Origin of the sequence: Pseudomonas graminis, assembly GCF_001705435.1 — a bacterium.
Lineage (GTDB): Bacteria > Pseudomonadota > Gammaproteobacteria > Pseudomonadales > Pseudomonadaceae > Aquipseudomonas > Aquipseudomonas graminis_B.
On record NZ_MDEN01000066.1, the window covers coordinates 143,973 to 163,260 of the forward strand.

At 61.4% G+C, this 19,288-nt stretch carries 24 protein-coding genes; 8 read left to right on the forward strand and 16 right to left on the reverse strand.

Going from position 1 to position 19,288, the window contains the following annotated elements; translation table 11 throughout:
• Nucleotides 1-2 precede the first annotated feature (2 nt).
• The 3 genes from BBI10_RS19010 (at nt 3) to BBI10_RS19020 (ending at nt 2,213) form a co-directional block, all read left to right on the forward strand.
• A complete protein-coding gene (locus BBI10_RS19010; protein WP_065991132.1) occupies nt 3-797 on the forward strand; it encodes a thiazole synthase in 795 nt (264 codons plus the stop codon).
• 55 nt (nt 798-852) lie between these two features.
• Nucleotides 853-1,566 (forward strand): tRNA (guanosine(46)-N7)-methyltransferase TrmB, encoded by a 714-nt coding sequence (trmB, locus tag BBI10_RS19015; protein WP_065991376.1) that lies wholly within the window; start codon nt 853-855, stop codon nt 1,564-1,566.
• A 206-nt stretch (nt 1,567-1,772) separates the two neighbouring features.
• The gene (locus BBI10_RS19020; protein WP_065991133.1) at nt 1,773-2,213 is read left to right on the forward strand and encodes a hypothetical protein; all 441 of its coding nucleotides are present in this window, start codon (nt 1,773-1,775) and stop codon (nt 2,211-2,213) included.
• Between the two features lie 90 nt (nt 2,214-2,303).
• On the opposite strand, the gene BBI10_RS19025 is transcribed toward BBI10_RS19020, so the two are convergent.
• The 8 genes from BBI10_RS19025 to BBI10_RS19060 all read right to left on the reverse strand — a co-directional run bounded on the left by BBI10_RS19025 (nt 2,304) and on the right by BBI10_RS19060 (nt 8,728).
• Nucleotides 2,304-2,627, reverse strand: coding sequence for a DUF3392 domain-containing protein (locus BBI10_RS19025; protein WP_065991135.1), 324 nt, complete (start codon nt 2,625-2,627; stop codon nt 2,304-2,306).
• 22 nt (nt 2,628-2,649) lie between these two features.
• Nucleotides 2,650-3,864: a radical SAM family heme chaperone HemW gene (hemW, locus tag BBI10_RS19030; RefSeq protein WP_065991137.1), complete on the reverse strand. Its 1,215-nt coding sequence runs from the start codon at nt 3,862-3,864 to the stop codon at nt 2,650-2,652.
• Nucleotides 3,861-4,469 (reverse strand): RdgB/HAM1 family non-canonical purine NTP pyrophosphatase, encoded by a 609-nt coding sequence (gene rdgB, locus BBI10_RS19035; protein WP_065991139.1) that lies wholly within the window; start codon nt 4,467-4,469, stop codon nt 3,861-3,863. The genes hemW and rdgB overlap by 4 nt, the downstream gene beginning before the upstream one ends.
• Before the next feature lie 123 nt (nt 4,470-4,592).
• Nucleotides 4,593-5,213: a methionine biosynthesis protein MetW gene (gene metW, locus BBI10_RS19040; RefSeq protein ID WP_065991140.1), complete on the reverse strand. Its 621-nt coding sequence runs from the start codon at nt 5,211-5,213 to the stop codon at nt 4,593-4,595.
• 7 nt (nt 5,214-5,220) lie between these two features.
• On the reverse strand, nt 5,221-6,360 hold the full coding sequence (gene metX / locus BBI10_RS19045; RefSeq protein WP_065991145.1) for a homoserine O-succinyltransferase MetX: 1,140 nt from the start codon (nt 6,358-6,360) through the stop codon (nt 5,221-5,223).
• Between the two features lie 237 nt (nt 6,361-6,597).
• Nucleotides 6,598-7,188 (reverse strand): YggT family protein, encoded by a 591-nt coding sequence (locus BBI10_RS19050; RefSeq protein ID WP_065991147.1) that lies wholly within the window; start codon nt 7,186-7,188, stop codon nt 6,598-6,600.
• 10 nt (nt 7,189-7,198) lie between these two features.
• Nucleotides 7,199-8,017 (reverse strand): pyrroline-5-carboxylate reductase, encoded by an 819-nt coding sequence (gene proC, locus BBI10_RS19055; RefSeq protein ID WP_065991149.1) that lies wholly within the window; start codon nt 8,015-8,017, stop codon nt 7,199-7,201.
• Between the two features lie 24 nt (nt 8,018-8,041).
• The gene (locus BBI10_RS19060) at nt 8,042-8,728 is read right to left on the reverse strand and encodes a YggS family pyridoxal phosphate-dependent enzyme (protein WP_065991150.1); all 687 of its coding nucleotides are present in this window, start codon (nt 8,726-8,728) and stop codon (nt 8,042-8,044) included.
• Between the two features lie 54 nt (nt 8,729-8,782).
• Between BBI10_RS19060 and BBI10_RS19065 the strand changes: the two genes are divergently transcribed.
• On the forward strand, nt 8,783-9,817 hold the full coding sequence (locus BBI10_RS19065) for a type IV pilus twitching motility protein PilT (RefSeq protein ID WP_065991152.1): 1,035 nt from the start codon (nt 8,783-8,785) through the stop codon (nt 9,815-9,817).
• A gap of 74 nt (nt 9,818-9,891) precedes the next feature.
• Here the strand turns inward: BBI10_RS19065 and BBI10_RS19070 are convergent, their stop codons facing one another.
• Nucleotides 9,892-10,623 (reverse strand): C40 family peptidase, encoded by a 732-nt coding sequence (locus BBI10_RS19070; RefSeq protein ID WP_065991154.1) that lies wholly within the window; start codon nt 10,621-10,623, stop codon nt 9,892-9,894.
• A gap of 250 nt (nt 10,624-10,873) precedes the next feature.
• Here BBI10_RS19070 and BBI10_RS19075 point away from each other — a divergent pair, with 250 nt between their 5' ends.
• Entirely contained in the window at nt 10,874-11,290 is a 417-nt protein-coding gene (locus tag BBI10_RS19075; RefSeq protein WP_065991157.1) for an NINE protein, read from the forward strand.
• A gap of 202 nt (nt 11,291-11,492) precedes the next feature.
• Here BBI10_RS19075 and BBI10_RS19080 read toward each other — a convergent pair whose 3' ends face one another.
• The 7 genes from BBI10_RS19080 to gshB all read right to left on the reverse strand — a co-directional run bounded on the left by BBI10_RS19080 (nt 11,493) and on the right by gshB (nt 17,626).
• On the reverse strand, nt 11,493-12,764 hold the full coding sequence (locus BBI10_RS19080; RefSeq protein WP_065991158.1) for a dihydroorotase: 1,272 nt from the start codon (nt 12,762-12,764) through the stop codon (nt 11,493-11,495).
• Entirely contained in the window at nt 12,761-13,765 is a 1,005-nt protein-coding gene (locus tag BBI10_RS19085; RefSeq protein WP_065991159.1) for an aspartate carbamoyltransferase catalytic subunit, read from the reverse strand. The genes BBI10_RS19080 and BBI10_RS19085 overlap by 4 nt, the downstream gene beginning before the upstream one ends.
• A 12-nt stretch (nt 13,766-13,777) precedes the next feature.
• A complete protein-coding gene (gene pyrR, locus BBI10_RS19090; RefSeq protein WP_065991161.1) occupies nt 13,778-14,299 on the reverse strand; it encodes a bifunctional pyr operon transcriptional regulator/uracil phosphoribosyltransferase PyrR in 522 nt (173 codons plus the stop codon).
• 76 nt (nt 14,300-14,375) lie between these two features.
• Nucleotides 14,376-14,816 (reverse strand): Holliday junction resolvase RuvX, encoded by a 441-nt coding sequence (gene ruvX / locus BBI10_RS19095; RefSeq protein ID WP_065991163.1) that lies wholly within the window; start codon nt 14,814-14,816, stop codon nt 14,376-14,378.
• Entirely contained in the window at nt 14,816-15,385 is a 570-nt protein-coding gene (locus BBI10_RS19100; protein ID WP_065991165.1) for a YqgE/AlgH family protein, read from the reverse strand. The genes ruvX and BBI10_RS19100 overlap by 1 nt, the downstream gene beginning before the upstream one ends.
• A gap of 107 nt (nt 15,386-15,492) precedes the next feature.
• Nucleotides 15,493-16,395 carry an energy transducer TonB gene (locus BBI10_RS19105; protein WP_065991167.1) on the reverse strand — a complete coding sequence of 301 codons (903 nt, stop codon included), beginning with the start codon at nt 16,393-16,395 and terminating at the stop codon, nt 15,493-15,495.
• Between the two features lie 277 nt (nt 16,396-16,672).
• A complete protein-coding gene (gene gshB / locus BBI10_RS19110) occupies nt 16,673-17,626 on the reverse strand; it encodes a glutathione synthase (protein WP_065991169.1) in 954 nt (317 codons plus the stop codon).
• Between the two features lie 242 nt (nt 17,627-17,868).
• On the opposite strand from gshB, the gene pilG reads away from it, so the two are divergent.
• Genes pilG through BBI10_RS19125 form a run of 3 tightly spaced genes read left to right on the forward strand, consistent with a single transcriptional unit; the run spans nt 17,869 to nt 19,246 of the window.
• Nucleotides 17,869-18,279, forward strand: coding sequence for a twitching motility response regulator PilG (gene pilG, locus BBI10_RS19115; protein WP_065991170.1), 411 nt, complete (start codon nt 17,869-17,871; stop codon nt 18,277-18,279).
• A 45-nt stretch (nt 18,280-18,324) separates the two neighbouring features.
• A complete protein-coding gene (gene pilH / locus BBI10_RS19120; RefSeq protein ID WP_065991171.1) occupies nt 18,325-18,690 on the forward strand; it encodes a twitching motility response regulator PilH in 366 nt (121 codons plus the stop codon).
• A 16-nt stretch (nt 18,691-18,706) separates the two neighbouring features.
• Nucleotides 18,707-19,246 carry a chemotaxis protein CheW gene (locus BBI10_RS19125; protein ID WP_065991172.1) on the forward strand — a complete coding sequence of 180 codons (540 nt, stop codon included), beginning with the start codon at nt 18,707-18,709 and terminating at the stop codon, nt 19,244-19,246.
• The last annotated feature ends 42 nt before the right edge of the window (nt 19,247-19,288 follow it).

Genomic DNA, 19,288 nt, shown 5'->3' on the forward strand with positions numbered 1-19,288 from the left:
AGATGAGCAACGTTCGCAGCGACAAGCCGTTTACCGTGGCCGGTCGTACTTTTCAGTCGCGCCTGCTGGTCGGCACTGGCAAGTACACGGACATGGAACAGACCCGACTGGCCATCGAAGCCTCGGGCGCCGAGATCGTGACCGTTGCCGTGCGCCGGACCAACCTGGGGCAGAACCCGGGCGAACCGAACCTGCTCGACGTGCTGCCGCCGGATCGCTACACCATCCTGCCGAACACCGCCGGTTGCTACGACGCCATTGAGGCCGTGCGCACTTGCCGCCTGGCCCGCGAGCTGCTCGATGGCCACAATCTGGTCAAGCTGGAAGTCCTCGCTGACCAGAAAACCCTGTTCCCTAATGTCATCGAAACCCTCAAGGCAGCCGAAACGCTGGTGAAGGACGGCTTCGACGTCATGGTCTACACCAGCGATGACCCGATCATTGCCCGCCAGCTCGCCGAAATCGGTTGCTGCGCGGTGATGCCCCTCGCGGGCCTTATCGGTACTGGCCTGGGGATCTGCAACCCGTACAACCTGCAGATCATCCTTGAAGAATCTAAAGTCCCGGTGCTGGTGGATGCCGGTGTCGGCACTGCTTCCGACGCTACTATTGCCATGGAGCTGGGTTGCGAAGCGGTGCTGATGAACTCGGCCATCGCTCACGCGCAGCACCCGGTGCTGATGGCCGAAGCCATGAAACACGCGATTCTGGCGGGACGCATGGCTTACCTGGCCGGTCGTATGCCCAAGAAACTCTATGCCAGCGCGTCCTCGCCGCTGGATGGTCTGATCAAGTAAGAGCCTGTTGATGATTGATTCGCAAACGCCCGACCCACTTCCGGACGATGAAGTGATGAATGACGAAAATGCCAAAGCGCCAGGGGATGACAGCCATCACCGCCGCATCAAGAGCTTCGTGATGCGCGCCGGTCGCATGACCGAAGGTCAGCAACGTGGCCTGGATCAGGGTAAGGAGTTGTTCGTGCTGCCGCTGGCGGACGCCCCCGTTGATTTCGACGAAGTGTTTGGTCGCTCGGCCCCGCGCACTCTCGAAATCGGTTTCGGCATGGGGCACTCGCTGCTGGAAATGGCCGCCGCCGCGCCAGAGCAGGATTTCATCGGCGTGGAAGTGCACCGTCCGGGCGTTGGCGCTTTACTCAACGGCGTGCTGACCCAAGGTCTCACCAACCTGCGCGTTTACGATTGCGATGCGATCGAAGTGCTCAACCGTTGTGTGGCCGACAACAGCCTGGACCGGCTGATGCTGTTTTTCCCGGACCCCTGGCACAAGTCGCGCCATCACAAGCGCCGCATCGTCCAGGCCGAATTTGCCGAACTGGTGCGTAGCAAGTTGAAGCCGGGCGGCGTGCTGCACATGGCGACCGATTGGGAACCGTATGCCGAATACATGCTGGAAGTCATGAATGTGGCCCCGGGTTACCGCAACCTGGCCGAGGACGGCAAATGCGTTCCGCGCCCTGCGGAACGTCCGATCACCAAGTTCGAGCGCCGTGGGGAACGCCTCGGTCACGGGGTCTGGGATCTGAAGTTCGAGAAGCTGGGCTGATCACTTCTTGACCAGGAGCGGCCCAATAGCGGCCGCTTTTGAGTTTTTACAGCACATTTCAGCCGATAATTGCCTTGTACGACGAACCCTTCGATTTCTTCCTAAGAAGGCTACAAGGTCTTCGGAATCGTCCGACATCCATTTTCAGTTCTGATCTTCATAGTCCCCGCCGTTGCATATATCCATATCGATGACGAGGAATAAATATGAACAAGTTTTGGCAAATGGCTGCGATCGCCACGCTGATTGCGACTACCAGCGGCTGTGTCAGCTACAACGTCAGCCAGCCAAGCGCTTCGCTGTCCGGCGACGTGAAGACTGATCTGAAGGCTGACGTCAAAGTCGGTGAAGCCATCAGCGGCGAGTCATCCACCAATGTTCTGTTCGGCTGGTTGAACATCGGCGGTGACACGCAGTTTGCAGACGGCGTGACCTACGGCGGCGCGAGCGGTGGTGGCATGGGCCTTCCTCTGCCGGACCCGATCTCCTCCACCAAAGCAGCCGCAGCGTTCAAGGCGGTCAAATCGTCCGGTTCCGACCTGATCGTCGCGCCGCGTTATGAAGTCACCGTCAACGATTACTTCATCTTCAAGCAAGTGAACGTAAAAGTGACCGGCAACAAAGGCAGCATCCAGAGCATTCGCTGATGGATTGATCGCACGCGGCAACAGCGGAGTGTGATTTCTTGAGCGCCCTTCCCGCCATCGCGGGCAAGGGCGCTTTTGCATTCCGGTCGGTTATTTCCGATCCGCCACCACCCCGATCAACACCAGCACCACCACCAACACCGGCGCCAGGCTGTAGTTGTTGAACTGGCTCAGGCCTCGCACGACCCACGGCGTGGCATAAATCAGCGCAGCGCCGCTGCCAACGGTGCAGAGCAGCGCCATGATCGGAATGCGCAACGCGCCGGCAAAGCTGCCGAGGCGGCCTTCGATCCAGCCCTTGATGTCGGTCCCGAACAGAATCAGCAGGCAGCCGACCAACGCCAAGGCGATTTCCGACAAATTGCTGCGACTCCAGCGCGAGACGGTGGCCAGCAAGTCGAGTACGAATTCCATTCAGTGTCCTTAATGTTGAGCCTTACAGAAGAAAGTGCTGCAGCAAGTCGTTGAGGAATAACTGGCCGCGAGCGGTCGCCACCAGCCGTGCCGGATCGGTCTCCATCAAGCCGCGTTGTTCGGCCTCAAGACGGGCGCTGGCGAGCGAATCGACGCTTAGACCGGTGCGGTGCTGAAATAATGCAGCGTCCACGCCCTTTGTCAGGCGCAGGGCGTTCATCAGGAATTCAAAGGGCATCTCATCCAGTGGCAGCCGCTTTTCGCCAGCCTGATAAGCCTTGGCCGGGTTGAGGTAATCCTTGGGCAGTCGGGTTTTCCAGGTGCGGATGATGCGCCCGTCCGGATGGCTGAGCTTGCCATGGGCGCCCGCGCCGATCCCGAGAAAGTCCCCGAAGCTCCAGTAATTCAGGTTATGCCGTGCTTCGCGTCCCGGCTGGGCGTAGGCCGACACTTCGTATTGGCCGTAGCCGTTTTCCCGAAGCAGCGTCTGACCGGCCTCTTGAATATCCCAAAGGATGTCATCTTCCGGCAGCGTGGGCGGCTGATTCCAGAACACCGTGTTCGGCTCAAGGGTCAGCTGATACCAGGACAGGTGGGTCGGGGCGAGGGCGATCGCCTGACGCAGGTCGCCGAGGGCGTCTTCCTGGGACTGGTCCGGGAGACCGTGCATAAGGTCCAGGTTGAAATTATCAAAACCCGCCCGACGCGCCATGTCGGCAGCCCGCACGGCCTCATCGCCGTTATGGATACGCCCCAGCGCTTTGAGCTTGGCCTCCTGAAAACTCTGGATGCCGATGGACAGACGATTGATGCCTAGACCGCGATAGGCGCTGAATTTCACCTGCTCGAAGGTGCCGGGGTTGGCTTCCAGCGTGATCTCGATGTCTGGGGCGAAGCGAATGCGTTGTTCAACGCCGCTCAGCAGGCGGCCCAGCGCATCGGCGCTGAACAGGCTGGGCGTGCCGCCACCGAAAAAGATCGTGCTCAGCTCGCGGCCGTAGACGTGGGGCAGGTCCTGGTCGAGATCGGCCAGCAGCGCGTCGACGTATTCCTGCTCCGGCAACACCGGGCTCGCCGTGTGGGAGTTGAAATCGCAGTACGGGCATTTGCGTACGCACCATGGGATATGGATGTACAGCGACAGCGGCGGCAGCTCGGCAAGGGGCGCCCGCGACGGCTCTGTCGTGAAGCCGGCCGCGCCGAGAATCAGCGGCCGGGTGGTGGAATCCTGAGTCATTGCTGATCAGGGCTCAGCCCCAGACGCTGACGCAGGATGGCCATGGCGCGGGCGCGGTGGCTGATCTGGTTCTTGTCGGCCGGGGTGAGTTCGGCGCTTGAGCAGTGGCGCTCCGGCACCCAGAACAATGGGTCATAACCAAAGCCGTGCTCGCCGCTGGCGGCGGTGAGGATGCGGCCGTGCCACAGGCCTTCGCAGAGGATCGGCAGCGGGTCGTCGGCGTGGCGCACCAGGGCCAGAACGCAGACGAACTGGGCGCCGCGTTGTTCGGCAGGGACGTCGTTGAGGGCGTCCAGCAATTTGGCGTTGTTCGCCGCATCGCCCTTTCCGTCAGCGTAACGCGCGGAATAGATGCCCGGCGCACCGCCCAGATAATCCACCGCCAGCCCCGAATCATCGGCCAGCGCCGGCAGTCCGGAAATACGTGCGGCATTGCGCGCCTTGAGGATGGCGTTCTCGACGAACGACAGCCCGGTTTCGTCGGGCTCCACGGTGCTGAACTCGCCGATCGATCGCAGCTGAACGCTGGCGCCGAGCATGGCCTGAAGTTCTTTGAGTTTGCCGGCATTATGGCTGGCCAGTACAAGCTGGGTGAGATTCATGATGAGTCCGTGAAAATCGGCTGCGTGAAAATCTGCTGATTGAAGCTGAGCCAGTGTGTGGCTGTTGCCCGCTTTTACCTGAGTGCTGGCGCTGGCCGACAGGGCTTTAACGCCCTGCGGCGCAGGTCACACGGCAATCTGATGGTCCTGCAAGCCTGGGCTGCTGACGCGGTAGATGCCGATTTCACCCAACAGATTAGGCCAACGCTTGCTGGCCCAGCCGTGCCGATGCTGTTGATCGACCGCGAGCCGATCAATGACCTTCGCCGAGCGACCCCGGCACAGCTCTTCGAAATCTTCGAAGGTGCAGAAGTGGATGTTCGGGGTGTTGTACCACGTGTACGGCAGGAATTCGGAAACCGGCATCCGCCCTTTGCTCGCCAGGTACCAGCGGCAGCGCCAGTGCCCGAAGTTGGGGAAGGTGATGATGCACTGGCGGCCGACGCGCAGCATTTCGTCGAGGATGCGATCCGGGTAGTGCACGGCCTGAAGCGCCTGGGTCATGACCACCACATCGAAACTGTTGCTGGCGAAGTTGCCCAGCCCCTTGTCCAGATCCTGTTCGATGACATTGACGCCTCGCGCCACGCAACGCGCGATGTTGTCGGCGTCGTTTTCCAGGCCATAGCCCGTCACTTGCTTGTGCTCCTGCAGCCAGGCGAGCAATTCGCCGTCGCCGCAGCCGAGGTCGAGCACACGGCTGCCTGCCGGTATCCAGTCTTGGATGATTTCCAGGTCGGCTCTCATGGTGTCCTCAGAGTGCAATTCGGTTCATGTAGCTGGAGAAGGCCTGCAAGTAGCGCGGGATCGGGATCAGGAAGGCGTCGTGTCCCTGGGGCGCATCGATCTCCAGATAACAGACATCCTTTTTCGCCGCCATCAGCGCGTCGGCCAGTTCCCTCGAGCGGGCCGGGGAGAAGCGCCAGTCGGTGGTGAACGACATCACGCAGAACTTGGCGCTGGCATTGGCGAAAGTGGCGGCGAGGTTGTCGTTGAAGTTGGCGGCCGGATCAAAGTAGTCCAGCGCCTTGGTCATCAGCAGATAGGTGTTGGCGTCGAAGCGCCCGGAAAACTCCTCGCCCTGGTACCGCAGGTAGCTTTCGACCTGGAATTCCACGCTGTGGAAGTCGTAGTTGAGGTTTTCGTTCTTCAGGCCCCGGCCGAATTTCTCACCCATCGAATCATCGGACAGGTACGTGATGTGCCCGACCATGCGCGCCAGCATCAGGCCGCGTTTGGGGATCACGCCGTGCTCCTGAAACGAGCCGCCGTGGAATTCCGGGTCCGTCAGGATCGCCTGCCGCGCGACTTCGTTGAACGCGATGTTCTGCGCCGACAGCTTGGGCGCGGAAGCAATCGCCAGGCAATGGCGCACGCGGTCGGGGTAGGTGATCGTCCATTGCAGCGCCTGCATGCCGCCCAGACTGCCGCCGACGATGGCCGCCCATTGATCGACGCCCAGCCGGTCGGCCAGACGCGCCTGGCTGTGCACCCAGTCTTCGACCGTCAACACCGGGAAGTCGGCACCAAAAGGTCTGCCGGTTTCCGGGTTGAGGCTGCTGGGGCCGGTGGAGCCGTTGCAGCCGCCGAGGTTGTTCAGGCTGACGACGAAGAACTTATCGGTGTCGATCGGCTTGCCGGGCCCGATGCAGCTGTCCCACCAGCCCGGCTTGCGATCTTCGGCGCTGTGATAGCCCGCCGCGTGGTGATGACCCGAAAGCGCGTGGCAAATCAGCACCGCGTTGCTCTTGGCGGCGTTGAGCTGACCGTAGGTTTCGTAGATGAGATCGTAGGCTGGCAACGAACGCCCGCAGGCCAAGGCCAGCGGCTCATTGAAATGCGCCGTTTGCGGCGTGACTAGACCGACAGAATCTTTGGGAAAGACCGTGGACATCGACCTGCTCTCGCTGAAATGAGGCGTAAGTCTAAAGATCGCGCCGGGGTGCGGCAACAAACTAAATGGCTGAATGCGCGGAGGGTGACGCTTTGGATTTTTGCCCGCGCGACATTCATGAGGCGGGGAAAAGGGCGACGGCTGCTGGTGCCGTCGCCCCAAGATCAAAAGCTTCCCGGCTCAAGCCGGTCCTACGGTCAGAGTTACCGCATTCCCATTTGCTGCATGCGGCGGCTGTCAGATCAAACGCCACAGCTCTTGCGGCATGCCGGCATAGGCCGCCAGCGCAGGCATGACGTAGGACTGCAGCACCTGAATCGCGATAAAGGCGAAGATCGGCGAGATGTCCATGCCGCCCAGGTTGGGGATGATGCGGCGGAACGGCGCCAGAATCGGCTCGCTGATCTGATAGGCCAGCTCGGCCGCTGGGTTGTGGCTGCCCGGAGCAATCCACGACACGATGACCATGATGATCATCGCCACCCAGAAGATCTTCAGCAGCAGCGACGTGATGCCGATGATCGACCACATCAACAGGTGCGGGATATCGCCGATGGTGCCGTAGGTCATCATCAGCACGAAGGCCATCAACAGCGCCTGAATGACGATCGCCAGCAGCAGCGAGGACGTGTCGAGCCCGAAAACGCTCGGCACGATGCGCCGGATAGGCTTGAGCAACGGCTGGGTCGCACGAACAGCGAACTGGCACAGCGGGTTATAGAAGTTGGCTTTGACCAGCTGCAGCACGAAGCGCAGCAGAACGATGGTCAGGTAAAGGCTGATGAGCGTCTGGATGACGAAAATCGTGGCGCCGGTGAGTGCATTCATGTGTTGCTCCTTATTTGCCCAGCTGTTCGGCGAGTTCGGCGGAGCGATGTGCGGCAGCGCCCAGCGCCTTCTCCACAATCGCTTCGAAGCCATCGGCCTGGAACGATTTGATGGCCGCTTCGGTGGTGCCCGCAGGCGATGTCACTCGGCGACGCAGCTCTGCCGCATCGACGTCGCTGCCAGTGGCCATCAGTGCGGCGCCCAGCGCGGTTTGCAGGGTGAGCTTGCTGGCAACGTCAGCCGGCAGCCCGAGCGTGACGCCTGCGGCGGTCATCGCCTCGATCAGCAGGAAGAAATACGCCGGGCCGCTGCCTGATACCGCAGTCACCGCGTCGATCTGTGCTTCTTCATCGACCCACAGGGCAATCCCGACCGCCGACAGCAACGTCTCGGCCTGCTCGCGCTGTGCCTGAGTGACATCGGCGGTGGCGTAAAGGCCGCTGACACCCTGGCGCAGCAGTGCGGGCGTGTTCGGCATGCAGCGCACGAGGGGTTGCTCGCCCAGCCAGGCTCGCATGCTGGCGCAGGTAATCCCGGCGGCGATCGACACGATCAGTTGATGAGGCTTGAGCGCCGGTTTCAGCGCTTCGCAAACGGACTTCATCATTTGCGGCTTGACCGCCAGCAGCACCACATCGGCGCCTTCGATGGCTTCGGCGTTGTCGGCGACCACCTTGATGCCGTGTTCTTTTGCCACGCGCTCGCGGGTTTCTGCGCCAGGATCGCTGGCACGAATCAGCTCAGCGTCGACGCCCTGGGCGCGCATGCCGCCAATCAGGCTGGCGGCCATGTTGCCGGCGCCGATGAACGCGATACGGGTTTTGCTCATGAACGGTTTCCTGTGGGGCAAAGGTTAAGGCTGCCCATAATCGCGGGCGCCGAAGAGGGCAGTACCGATCCGCACCCAGGTCGCACCTTGTGCGATGGCGGCTTCGAGGTCGTGGCTCATGCCCATGGAAAGCGTGTCCAGCGGCAGGCCAAGTTGTGCCTGCAGCGTGCTGACGGCGGCGAACGAAGCGTTCTGTTCGTCGCGGTCGTCGGTAGGTTCGGGAATGGCCATGAGGCCGCGCAGTTTCAGATTCGGCAGCGCGCTAATGGCCTGGGCCAGTGCAGGCAGGTCTTCAGGGCTGCAGCCTGACTTGCTGGCCTCGCCGCTGACGTTGACCTGAATGCAGATGTTCAGCGGCGGCAGGGCTGGCGGCCGCTGCTCGGACAGCCGTTGTGCGATTTTCAGACGGTCCACGGAATGCACCCAGGCAAAATTCTCGGCGATGGCGCGAGTCTTGTTGGACTGGATGGGGCCGATGAAATGCCAGATCAAGGGCAGGTCGGTCAATTCGGCCTGTTTGCCGAGGGCTTCCTGAAGGTAGTTCTCGCCGAAATCGCGGAGGCCGGCGTCGTAGGCTTCCCGCAGGTCGCTCGCCGGTTTGGTCTTGCTCACCGCCAACAGGCCGACAGAGGCCGGGTCGCGCTGCACCGCTTGCGCCGCGCTACGAATTCGCTCGGCGAGCGTTGAAATGTTCTCTGCTATCGTGGACATTGATTTGCGCCAGCAGGGCTAAAGTCTGCGGCATTCTATGTGATGAGGAGCTGTATGGATATTACCGAGCTGCTGGCCTTCAGTGCCAAGCAAGGCGCGTCGGACTTGCATCTCTCTGCCGGCCTGCCACCGATGATTCGCGTCGATGGCGATGTGCGGCGGATCAACCTGCCCGCATTGGACCAGAAAGAGGTCCAGGCGCTGATCTACGACATCATGAACGACAGGCAGCGCAAGGACTTCGAGGAGGATCTGGAGACAGACTTTTCCTTCGAAGTGCCGGGCGTGGCGCGCTTCCGGGTCAACGCGTTCAACCAGAACCGCGGCGCCGGCGCGGTGTTCCGGACCATTCCATCCAAGGTCCTGAGCATGGAAGAGCTGGGCATGGGCGAAGTGTTTCGCAAGATTACCGACGTGCCCCGCGGCCTGGTGCTGGTGACCGGTCCGACCGGCTCGGGCAAGTCGACCACCCTTGCGGCGATGGTCGATTACCTGAACAGCAACAAGCATCACCACATCCTCACCATCGAAGACCCGATCGAGTTCGTCCACGAGTCCAAGAAAAGCCTGATCAACCAGCGCGAGGTCCATCGCGACACCCACGGTTTCGCCGAAGCGCTGCGTTCGGCCCTGCGTGAAGACCCTGACGTGATTCTGGTGGGTGAGCTGCGCGACCTGGAGACCATTCGACTGGCGCTGACGGCAGCCGAAACCGGCCACCTGGTGTTCGGCACGCTGCACACCACGTCCGCCGCCAAGAGCATCGACCGTATCGTCGATGTGTTTCCGGCGCAGGAGAAGTCGATGATCCGCTCGATGCTCTCCGAGTCGCTCCACGCCATCGTGTCTCAGGCGCTGTTGAAGAAGGTCGGCGGAGGCCGTGTCGCGGCCCACGAGATCATGATCGGCACGTCGGCGATCCGTAACCTGATCCGCGAGGACAAGGTGGCGCAGATGTATTCGTCGATTCAGACCGGGGGGTCGCTGGGGATGCAGACGCTGGATATGTGCCTGAAGGACTTGATCAGCAAGGGGCTGATCACGCGGGAGAGTGCGCGGGAGAAGGCGAAGACGCCGGACAATTTTTGATCGGGAGGGCAAACGACGGTGGGGAGCGAATGACTCCGCTCCCCACCGTGTTGTTTGTCAGGCGGCGTGTGCGATCAACGCTGGGCGATGCGCACAGTGCCTTTCTGACTCGGCGGCTGCTTTGGCAGCACACGCTTGGCGACGACGTAATGGCTGTCCCAATACGGCTTCTTCAGCGTATCGATCGTCACGGATTTGCCACGGCGTGGCGCGTGAACGAACCGGTCGTTGCCGAGGTAGATCGCCACGTGATTCACCTTGCGGCTCTTGATGTTGAAAAACAGCAAGTCTCCCGGCTTCAAGTCCTTGCGGTCAACCTTCTGCCCGTGGCCTTCGGCCATGGCGTTGGAGGTGCGCGGCAAATCGACTTCGCTCACGTCGTTGAAGGCATATTTCACCAGTCCGCTGCAGTCGAACCCTTTTGTCGGGCTGGTGCCGCCCCAACGATAAGGTGTACCGATGGCGTTAACCGCCCGGTTGACCACGGTGCTGCTCTGTTTGGTACCCATCTGCGCCGTGTTGGCCAGGGCGACAGTGTTCTGCGAAATCTTGCGAGTGCTGCGGGATGGTTTCCCCTTAACAGCTTTGGCTCGCTTGCCGGAGGACTCGAGTGGAGTAGCCGTCTGTTCCAATGCAGCCATTGCAGCGCGTTGAGCGGCAATGTTGCGTGAAACGGATTCCGGCGACTCGGACCTGGCGGTGAAACCGGTGAAGCTCGGTGGAAGGGTTTGCTCACGATTGGTGGCGTGGGCGGCCAGTGGCATAAATAGACAAATAGTCAGCCATGTCTTGAAAAATGGACGCATTAGGCAGGGCTCATGTTGGTCAGCGCGCAACTTTATAACAGCTTTTGGCGAAATTCTGAGCCCCCTTGTCGAACAATTTACTGCCCTTGGAGTCAGTTTTGGCGGCAAAATCGTCATCTGGCTGTGCTGATCACCTTGCAGAACAAGGGTTTGCACGATTGAAAAGAGGTTCAAGCCATACGTCGGACGGCGTCACGAAAGTCACAAAACTTACGCATATTTTTTTCTATTGCAGAAGGCGAGGTCAACAATGAATACCTATCAAGCGGACGTTCAACGTCCTGATACCCACAGTAAGGTCATGGGCTATTTGCTCTGGATTGTGGGATTCACCGGTGCTCACCGGTTTTATTACGGCAAGCCGGTGACCGGTACGCTCTGGTTTTTCACGCTCGGTCTGTTTGGCATTGGCTGGCTGATCGACCTGTTCCTGATTCCGGCGATGGATCGGGAAGCGGACCTGCGATTCAACGCGGGGTCGACCGATTACAGCCTCGCCTGGATTTTGCTGACCTTTCTGGGCGTGTTCGGTGTGCACCGGATGTATCAGGGCAAATGGATCACCGGGATCATTTACCTGTTCACGGGAGGTTTGGCGCTGCTGGGCGTGCTGTACGACTTCTGGACGCTGAATGACCAGATCTCGGTGAAGAACGCTCGTAGATAGCAGGAGCGCTGCGAAATACGGCTCACTCCTGCAGGGTCATCGACTGATGACGCCGGAATTGTGGGAGTGAGCTTGCTCACGAAGGGCCGGTGCATTCAGCCATTTGCTCTGGGGCTGAAAGTAAGCCCTAGCGAGCAAGCTTGCTCCCACATAAACAGTGCCTGCGCGCGACTGCGCGGACGCTGGACAAAGCGGGTGAATCTCACCCGTTATAGCTGACCCGCCCATCCACAAACGTGTACTTCACCGCACTCGGCAGGCAATGGCCGAGGAACGGGCAGTTCTCGCCTTTCGACAGCCAGTTCTCGCCCGCCACCGTCGACGCGGCGGGGTCGAACAGCACCAGATCCGCAGGCGAGCCGGCGATCAGCGTTCCGGCGGGCAGGCGCAGTGCAGCGGCAGGGCCTGAGCTGAGGCGGGCCAGCAGCGTCTGCAGGTCCAGCAGACCGTCTTCAACCAGCGTCATCGCCAGTGGGAGCAACAACTCCACGCTGCTGATGCCCGGCTCGGTCGCGCCGAACGGGGCCAGCTTCGCATCACGTTCATGGGGCTGGTGATGACTGGAGATCGCCTGCACCACACCCGATTTCACCGCCTCACGCAGTGCATCGCGGTCTGCGCGTGTGCGTAACGGCGGCTGGACGTGATACAGGCTCGAAAAGCCGGTCAGCGCCTCGTCGGTCAGGATCAACTGATACAGCGCCACGTCCGCCGTCACCGGCAGGCCTCGCGCCTGGGCCTGGGCAATCAACGCCACACCGCGCGCACTGGTCAGCTGCGTGAAATGCGCACGCACACCGCTTTGCTCGACCAGCAACAGGTCCCGCGCCAAGGCCACCGTTTCAGCCGTTTCCGGAATGCCCGGCAGGCCAAGAAACGCCGCCGTCGGGCCGTCGTGGGCCAGACCGCCTTCAGCGAGATCGTGGTCCTGGGAGTTGAAAATCACGGTCAGGTCGAACGTTGCCGCGTATTCGAGGGCACGGCAGAGCGTGCGATTGCTGCGGAAATTGACCATGCCGTTGGTGAACGCCACGCATCCCGCGTCGCGCAGGGCGATCAGCTCGGCCAGTTGCTCGCCTTCCAGGCCCTTGCTCAACGCACCAATGGGGAACACCTTGCTGTGGCCGGCTTCGCGGGCGCGGTCGAGGATCAGCTCGGCGACCGCGGAGGTGTCGAGCACCGGTTTTGTGCGCGGCGGGCAGCACAAGCTGGTGACGCCGCCTGCTGCTGCGGCGCGGGTTTCGCTGGCGATGTTGCCTTTGCGGCTGTAACCCGGCTCGCGCAACGACACGTTCAGGTCAACCAGCCCGGGGGCGGCGATCAGGCCGGCGGCGTCGATGGTTTCCGTAGGGCTGAAGCCGGCAGGGGCCGCGCCGAGGGCGAGAACTTTGCCCGCTTCAAGATGGATGTCGGTGACTTGATCCAGACCGCTGACAGGGTCGATGACGCGAGCGCCGAGGATGCTGAACTTCACTGGGCGATCTCCTGCTCGAACTGACGTTGTGCGGTTTGGCCACTCATGGCCATGGACAGAACGGCCATGCGCACCGCAATGCCGTAAGTCACCTGATTGAGAATGACTGAATGAGGACCGTCGGCCACCGCTGATTCGATTTCCACGCCACGGTTGATCGGGCCGGGGTGCATCACGATGGCATCGGGCTTGGCGCCGGCCAGACGCGCAGTGGTCAGACCGAACAGTCGGTAGAACTCACCCTCGCTCGGCAGCAGACCGCCCGACATGCGCTCACGCTGCAGGCGCAGCATGATCACCACGTCGACGTCCTTCAGGCCTTCGGTCAGGTCGGTGTAGACCTTCACGCCGTATTGCTCGACGCCCACCGGCAGCAGGGTTTTCGGCGCGACCACGCGGATGTCCGGGCAGCCCAGCGCTTTGAGCGCGATCATGTTCGAGCGCGCGACACGGGAATGCAGGATATCGCCGACGATCGCCACCGAGAGGTTCTCGAAATTGCCCTTGTGGCGGCGGATGGTCAGCATGTCCAGCATGCCTTGGGTCGGGTGCGCATGACGGCCGTCGCCGCCATTGATGATCGCGACCTGCGGGCTGACATGCTCAGCGATGAAGTGCGCCGCACCAGAGTCACCGTGTCGCACGACGAACATGTCGGCGGCCATGGCCTCCAGATTGCGCAGCGTATCGAACAGCGTCTCGCCCTTGCTGGTGGAGGAGGTCGACACATTCAACGTGATGACGTCCGCCGACAACCTTTGCGCCGCCAGCTCGAACGTGGTGCGGGTGCGGGTCGAGTTTTCGAAGAACACGTTGCACACGGTCTTGCCGCGCAGCAACGGGACCTTCTTCACCGCCCGGGCGCCGACTTCGAGGAAAGAGTCGGCGGTGTCGAGGATTTCGGTGAGCAGTTCGCGGGGCAAACCGTCGAGGGAGAGAAAATGTTGCAGCTGGCCCTGATGGTTCAGTTGCAGCGGGCGCTTGGCGTCGAGAGGCGTCATCGCAAAGGACTCTTAGAGGGCGGCGGAATCGGTGGAAAGGTCTTGCAGTTCAAGCGTCAGCGGCGTTGGCCCGGACAGCTTCACCCGCTCATTGGGCGCGAGTGACAGGGTCGCGCCCGTCACGTTTGGCCGAATCGGCAGGTCGGCGGCGTCCAGATCCAGCAGCGACACCAGGGTCACGCTGGCCGGGCGGCCGTAATCGAACAGTTCGTTGAGCGCCGCACGAATGGTGCGCCCGCTCATCAGCACGTCATCGATCAGCACCAGATGCTGGCCTTCGATTTCGAACGGCAGCTCCGAAGGGCGCACCTGCGGGTGCAGGCCGTTCTGGCTGAAGTCGTCGCGGTAAAAGGAGACGTCCAGCGTGCCCAGCGGGGACTCAATGTTGAGGGCTTCGAGGAGCGCCTGCGCGACCCACACACCACCGGTGCGAATGCCAATGAAACGAGGCTCTTTTATGCCGCGTTTGTTCAGGTGCGCGTCGAGATCAATAGCCATCTGGCTGATCAGTTCGGCGGGATTTGGCAGGCTCATGGTTGCTCCTTCAGGTGCCCCGGGGTGCGCTGCATGAACGTCCGGGGTAAATCGAATTCGGTTCAGCGTAGATGGATCAGGTTTCAAACAGCGCGGTGTTGGCTTCCAGCCAGCTTTGCAGCAGAAGCGCTGCGGCGATGGCGTCCACGGGATTATCCCGGTAGCTGCCGTGCTGGCCGCCGCGAGAGGCACGTTCGCCTTTGGCTTCGAACGTGGTCAGACGCTCGTCGTGGGTGTAGACCGGCAGGTTGAAGCGGCCATTGAGCTTGCGCGAAAACTTCTCGGCGCGTGCGCTCATCTCGCTGGGCGTGCCGTCCATGTTCAGCGGCAGGCCGACGACGATGGCGTCCGGTTTCCACTCGCTGATCAGCGCCTGAACCTTGTCCCAGTCCGGTACGCCGTTCTGCGCTTTCAGTGTGCAGAGCTCGCGGGCCTGTCCGGTGATCACTTGCCCGACGGCCACGCCGATCTGCTTGGTGCCGTAGTCGAATCCCAGCAGCAGGCGCAGTCCGGCCATCAGGCGTGACCCGCCTGGCTGGTCAGCAAGCTCAGGTTGACGCCCAGTTTGGCGGCGGCGGCGTTGAGCCGGTCTTCGCTTTCCACCTCGAACAGGATCGCCGGGTCGAACGCGCAGTTGAGCCACGCATTGGCGGCGAACTCGGCGTCAAGCTGGCCGGCATCCCAGCCGGCATAACCGAGAGTGATCAGATTCTGATCAGGACCGTAGCCGTCTGCGATAGAGAAGAGGATGTCTTGGGAGGTCGAGAGCGAAATACCGCCCAGGTCCACGGTCGCCTGGAACACCTGGCCGGAAGGGTGCAGGACAAAGCCGCGGTCGGTCTGCACCGGCCCGCCGAGGTGAATGGCTATGTCTTTGCACCGCGCAGGGGGCGGCAACTCGGGGCGCAGCTGTTCAAGGATGTCTGCCAGCGACAGGCTTTGCGGTCGGTTGATGATCAGGCCCATGGCGCCATTGGCGTTGTGCTCGACGATGTAGGTCAAGGTCTGAGCGAAGTTCTCATCGTGCATGTGGGGCATGGCGATCAGAAACTGATGTTTGAGGTACGACGGAGAGACGTTTTTCATGAGCCCTAGTGTGGCGTTGCGGGGCTGTTGTGACAACTGGCAGAACTGACTCGCGGGCGGATAAATCGCGACGCAGGTCAGGTTTCATAGTGCGCGGCATTGGCTGATCAATTACTCGACAGCTTGTCCCCGCGCGCGAATTTCCAAGTGCGGATGATCTCGAGCCGGTCGATGTCGGCCAGATCGCCACTGAACGGCGCAAAGGGTGCGGCCAGCCGGACGATCTTCTGCGCCGCCTGATCCAGCAGTGGCTGGCCCGATGATTCGAGAATCAGCACTTCGTACAACGAGCCGTCGCGATTGATCGACACCATCATCCGCAGGCTGCCGTAGATCTGCTTGCGGCGCGCCTCATCCGGGTAGTTCAAGTTGCCGATGCGCTCGATCTTCTTGCGCCAGTCCTCTTTGTACCAGGCGCCCTTGTCGCGCATGGTCGAGGCCGCGCTCAGGCGGTGGATCTTCGGACGCTTGGCGTAGGCCTGCTGCTCATCCGCCAGTTCGGCTTCAAGGCTGGCGATTTCGCTGTTCAGCTGCGTGCTGTCGATGGTTGGCGCGACTTTCTTCTGTTCTTCCGGCTTAACCTCATCGCGCCTGGCGACGGTCTTTTGCGTGGACTGGGCTTTCGTGGCGACAGCTGTCTTCGGCGCGTCCTGCTTGATCACCGGTTTGGCGGCAGGCGGTGGCGTGACCTTGTTGATCTGATTGTCTTGATACGGGGCGATTTCGGTGGTCTTGGGCACCGCTTTCTTGTCGAGGGTGCCGCTGCCCTGCTGGTTTTCTTGGGCGAGGAAGTCCGCGTCCTTGGGCTTGGTGTCGCTCCTGAAGGGGGCGAGAGTGATCTCCAGGGTCTGGCTGATCTTTTCCGGTTTGACGTAGGTAAAACCGACGCCAAGGATCACCGCCAGATGCACCAGTGCCGCGATCATCAGGGTAAACCCGAGGCGATCGGCAGGGCGCACGCCGGTGCGGGTCAGGGACAGGGGGAGATCATCGTCGACCGCAGCGTTCATCCACGCTCCGGCAGCACATGTGCCAGCATTACTACTCACCTAGCGCAAAAATTCAGGCCGCGCATGATAACGCAATGTCAGGACTGGCTTTGCGTTTGATGTCGCCGGGCCGATTAGTGGGAGGTGCGGTCCCTCGTAGGAGCGTGGCTTGTCCCGCGAACGGCGGGCACCCGTCGCAAAACCGGCAAATGGGGTACACCCGATATGCCGTATTCGCCAGATTTGCTGCCGGTTCCCGGCAGATCGCGGGACAAGCCACGCTCCTACAACGTCGCGGCTAGACCTTCTGCAGCTTCTTCTCGATCACATCCATCAACATGCCGCCGATATCCGTCCCGAACGCGTTGTCGATCTCGCGGATGCAGGTCGGGCTGGTGACGTTGATTTCGGTCAGGTGCTCGCCAATTACGTCCAGACCTACAAACAGCAGGCCTTTTTCCCGCAGCGTCGGGCCGATCTCGGCGGCGATCCAGCGGTCGCGGTCACTCAGGGGACGGGCTTCGCCACGACCGCCCGCAGCCAGATTGCCTCGGGTTTCGCCAGCGGCCGGGATCCTTGCCAGGCAATAGGGCACAGGTTCGCCGTCAACCATCAGAATGCGCTTGTCGCCGTCTTTGATCGCCGGCAGATACGCCTGCGCCATGATCTGCTCATGGCCATGCTTGGTCAGGGTTTCGAGAATCACCGACAGGTTCGGGTCACCGACGCGGTGGCGGAAGATCGACGCGCCGCCCATCCCGTCCAGCGGCTTGAGAATGACGTCGCCATGCTTCGCGGCGAACTCACGAATGATGTCCGCACGGCGGCTGACCAGCGTCGGCGGGGTGCATTGCGGGAACAGCGTGGCGAACAGCTTCTCGTTGCAGTCACGCAGGCTTTGCGGCTTGTTGACCACCAGCACGCCGGCGCGCTCGGCTTGTTCGAGCAGATAGGTGGAGTAGACGAACTCCATGTCGAACGGCGGATCCTTGCGCATCAGGATCACATCCAGGTCGTCCAGACCGCTGTCCACTTCAGCTTCGAGTTCGAACCAGTGGGCCGGGTCGGCGAAGACTTTCAGCGGTTTCATGCGGGCGCGGGCCTGGCCGGCGTCCTGATACAGGTCGTGCTGCTCCATATAGAACAAAGACCAGCCGCGGGCTTGCGCTGCCAGGAGCATGGCCAGCGAGCTGTCCTTTTTATAGGAGATGCGCTCGATGGGGTCCATGACGATTCCCAGGCGAATGCTCATGGGTAATATCCTCTGATCGGTAAAGGCCACGACAGGCCGAAAATAGGCGTCAGGGTGGCGCCGCGCCGGCTTTGGGTCAAGGGGCAAGGCTTTATGGATTGACCGTGGAGAGTGTGCTAAAAAGGCTCGGCATCCGGTGTCGCGCCAGCCTTGCCTTGCCGCTTCCCGATGCTCCCGACCCAAAACCAGATGCCCGGCAGAAGGCAACCCATCTGATTCGCCGCGGCGATGGTAGAGCAGATATGGAACAGCATTCAGCCCCATTGAAAGTGATGGTCATCGACGACTCCCGAACGATTCGTCGCACCGCCGAGACCCTGCTGAAAAACGTCGGCTGCGAAGTGATCACCGCCATCGACGGCTTCGATGCATTGGCCAAGATTGCCGACAATCATCCCAGAATCATTTTCGTCGACATCATGATGCCCAGGCTCGACGGGTATCAGACGTGCGCGTTGATCAAGAACAATCGGGCGTTCAAATCCACGCCGGTGATCATGCTGTCCTCAAGGGACGGGCTGTTCGACAAGGCCAAGGGGCGCATCGTCGGTTCCGATCAGTTTTTGACCAAACCGTTCAGCAAGGAAGAACTGCTCAGTGCGATCAAGGCCCATGTGCCCGGGTTCGTTGCAGTCGAACAACAACTATCTTGATGCTGTCCCCCTCGTGCGGGACGGCTGTTTCTATGGGGAAGCACCATGGCTCGAATTCTGATCGTCGATGACTCGCCGACCGAAATGTACAAGCTGACCGGCATGCTGGAGAAGCACGGCCATCAGGTCCTCAAGGCCGAAAACGGTGCCGACGGCGTGGCGCTGGCCCGTCAGGAAAAGCCCGATGCCGTGCTGATGGACATCGTCATGCCGGGCTTGAACGGTTTTCAGGCGACCCGTCAGCTGACCAAAGACGCTGACACCAGCATGATCCCTGTGATCATGATCACCACCAAGGATCAGGAAACCGACAAGGTCTGGGGCAAACGCCAGGGCGCGCGGGATTACCTGACCAAGCCGGTGGACGAAGAAACCCTCATGAAAACCCTGAACGCGGTGCTCGCGGGCTGACCCCCTGCTGACGCTCATGGCCCAGTCACGAACCGCCTTCCAGCTGCTGCTCGATATCGACCAGCGCTGCCGCTCCCTCGCTGCCGGCCTTCCGCTGCAGGAAACCCGACAGCAGGGTTGGGGCGGCATTGGCTTTCGCATGGGCGAGCGCCATTACGTGGCGCCCATGGGCGAGGTCGACGAAATCCTCCACGAGCCGCGCTGCGCGGTGTTGCCGGGCGCCAAGGCATGGGTCTGCGGCATTGCCAATCTGCGCGGCCGCTTGTTGCCGATCATGGATCTGTGCGCATTCTTCGGCCACGAGCTCTCGCCCTTGCGCAAACAGCGTCGCGTGCTGGTAATCGATTTTCAGGGGGTGTTTGTCGGCTTGCTCATTGACGAGGTGCTGGGCATGCAGCATTTCAGCGAGCGCAGTCTGATGCCGGAACCGGGGCACGACAGCGAAGCCCGCGTCGCGCCTTATATACAGGGGCGTTTCGTGCGTGAGCAGGTCTGGCAGGTGTTCAGCCCGAGAGCGCTGGTTCAGTCGCCGGATTTCATGGACGTAGCGGTTTGATACAGAACGGCAGCGTTGCGCCACTGTGCCGACGCCCCCTAA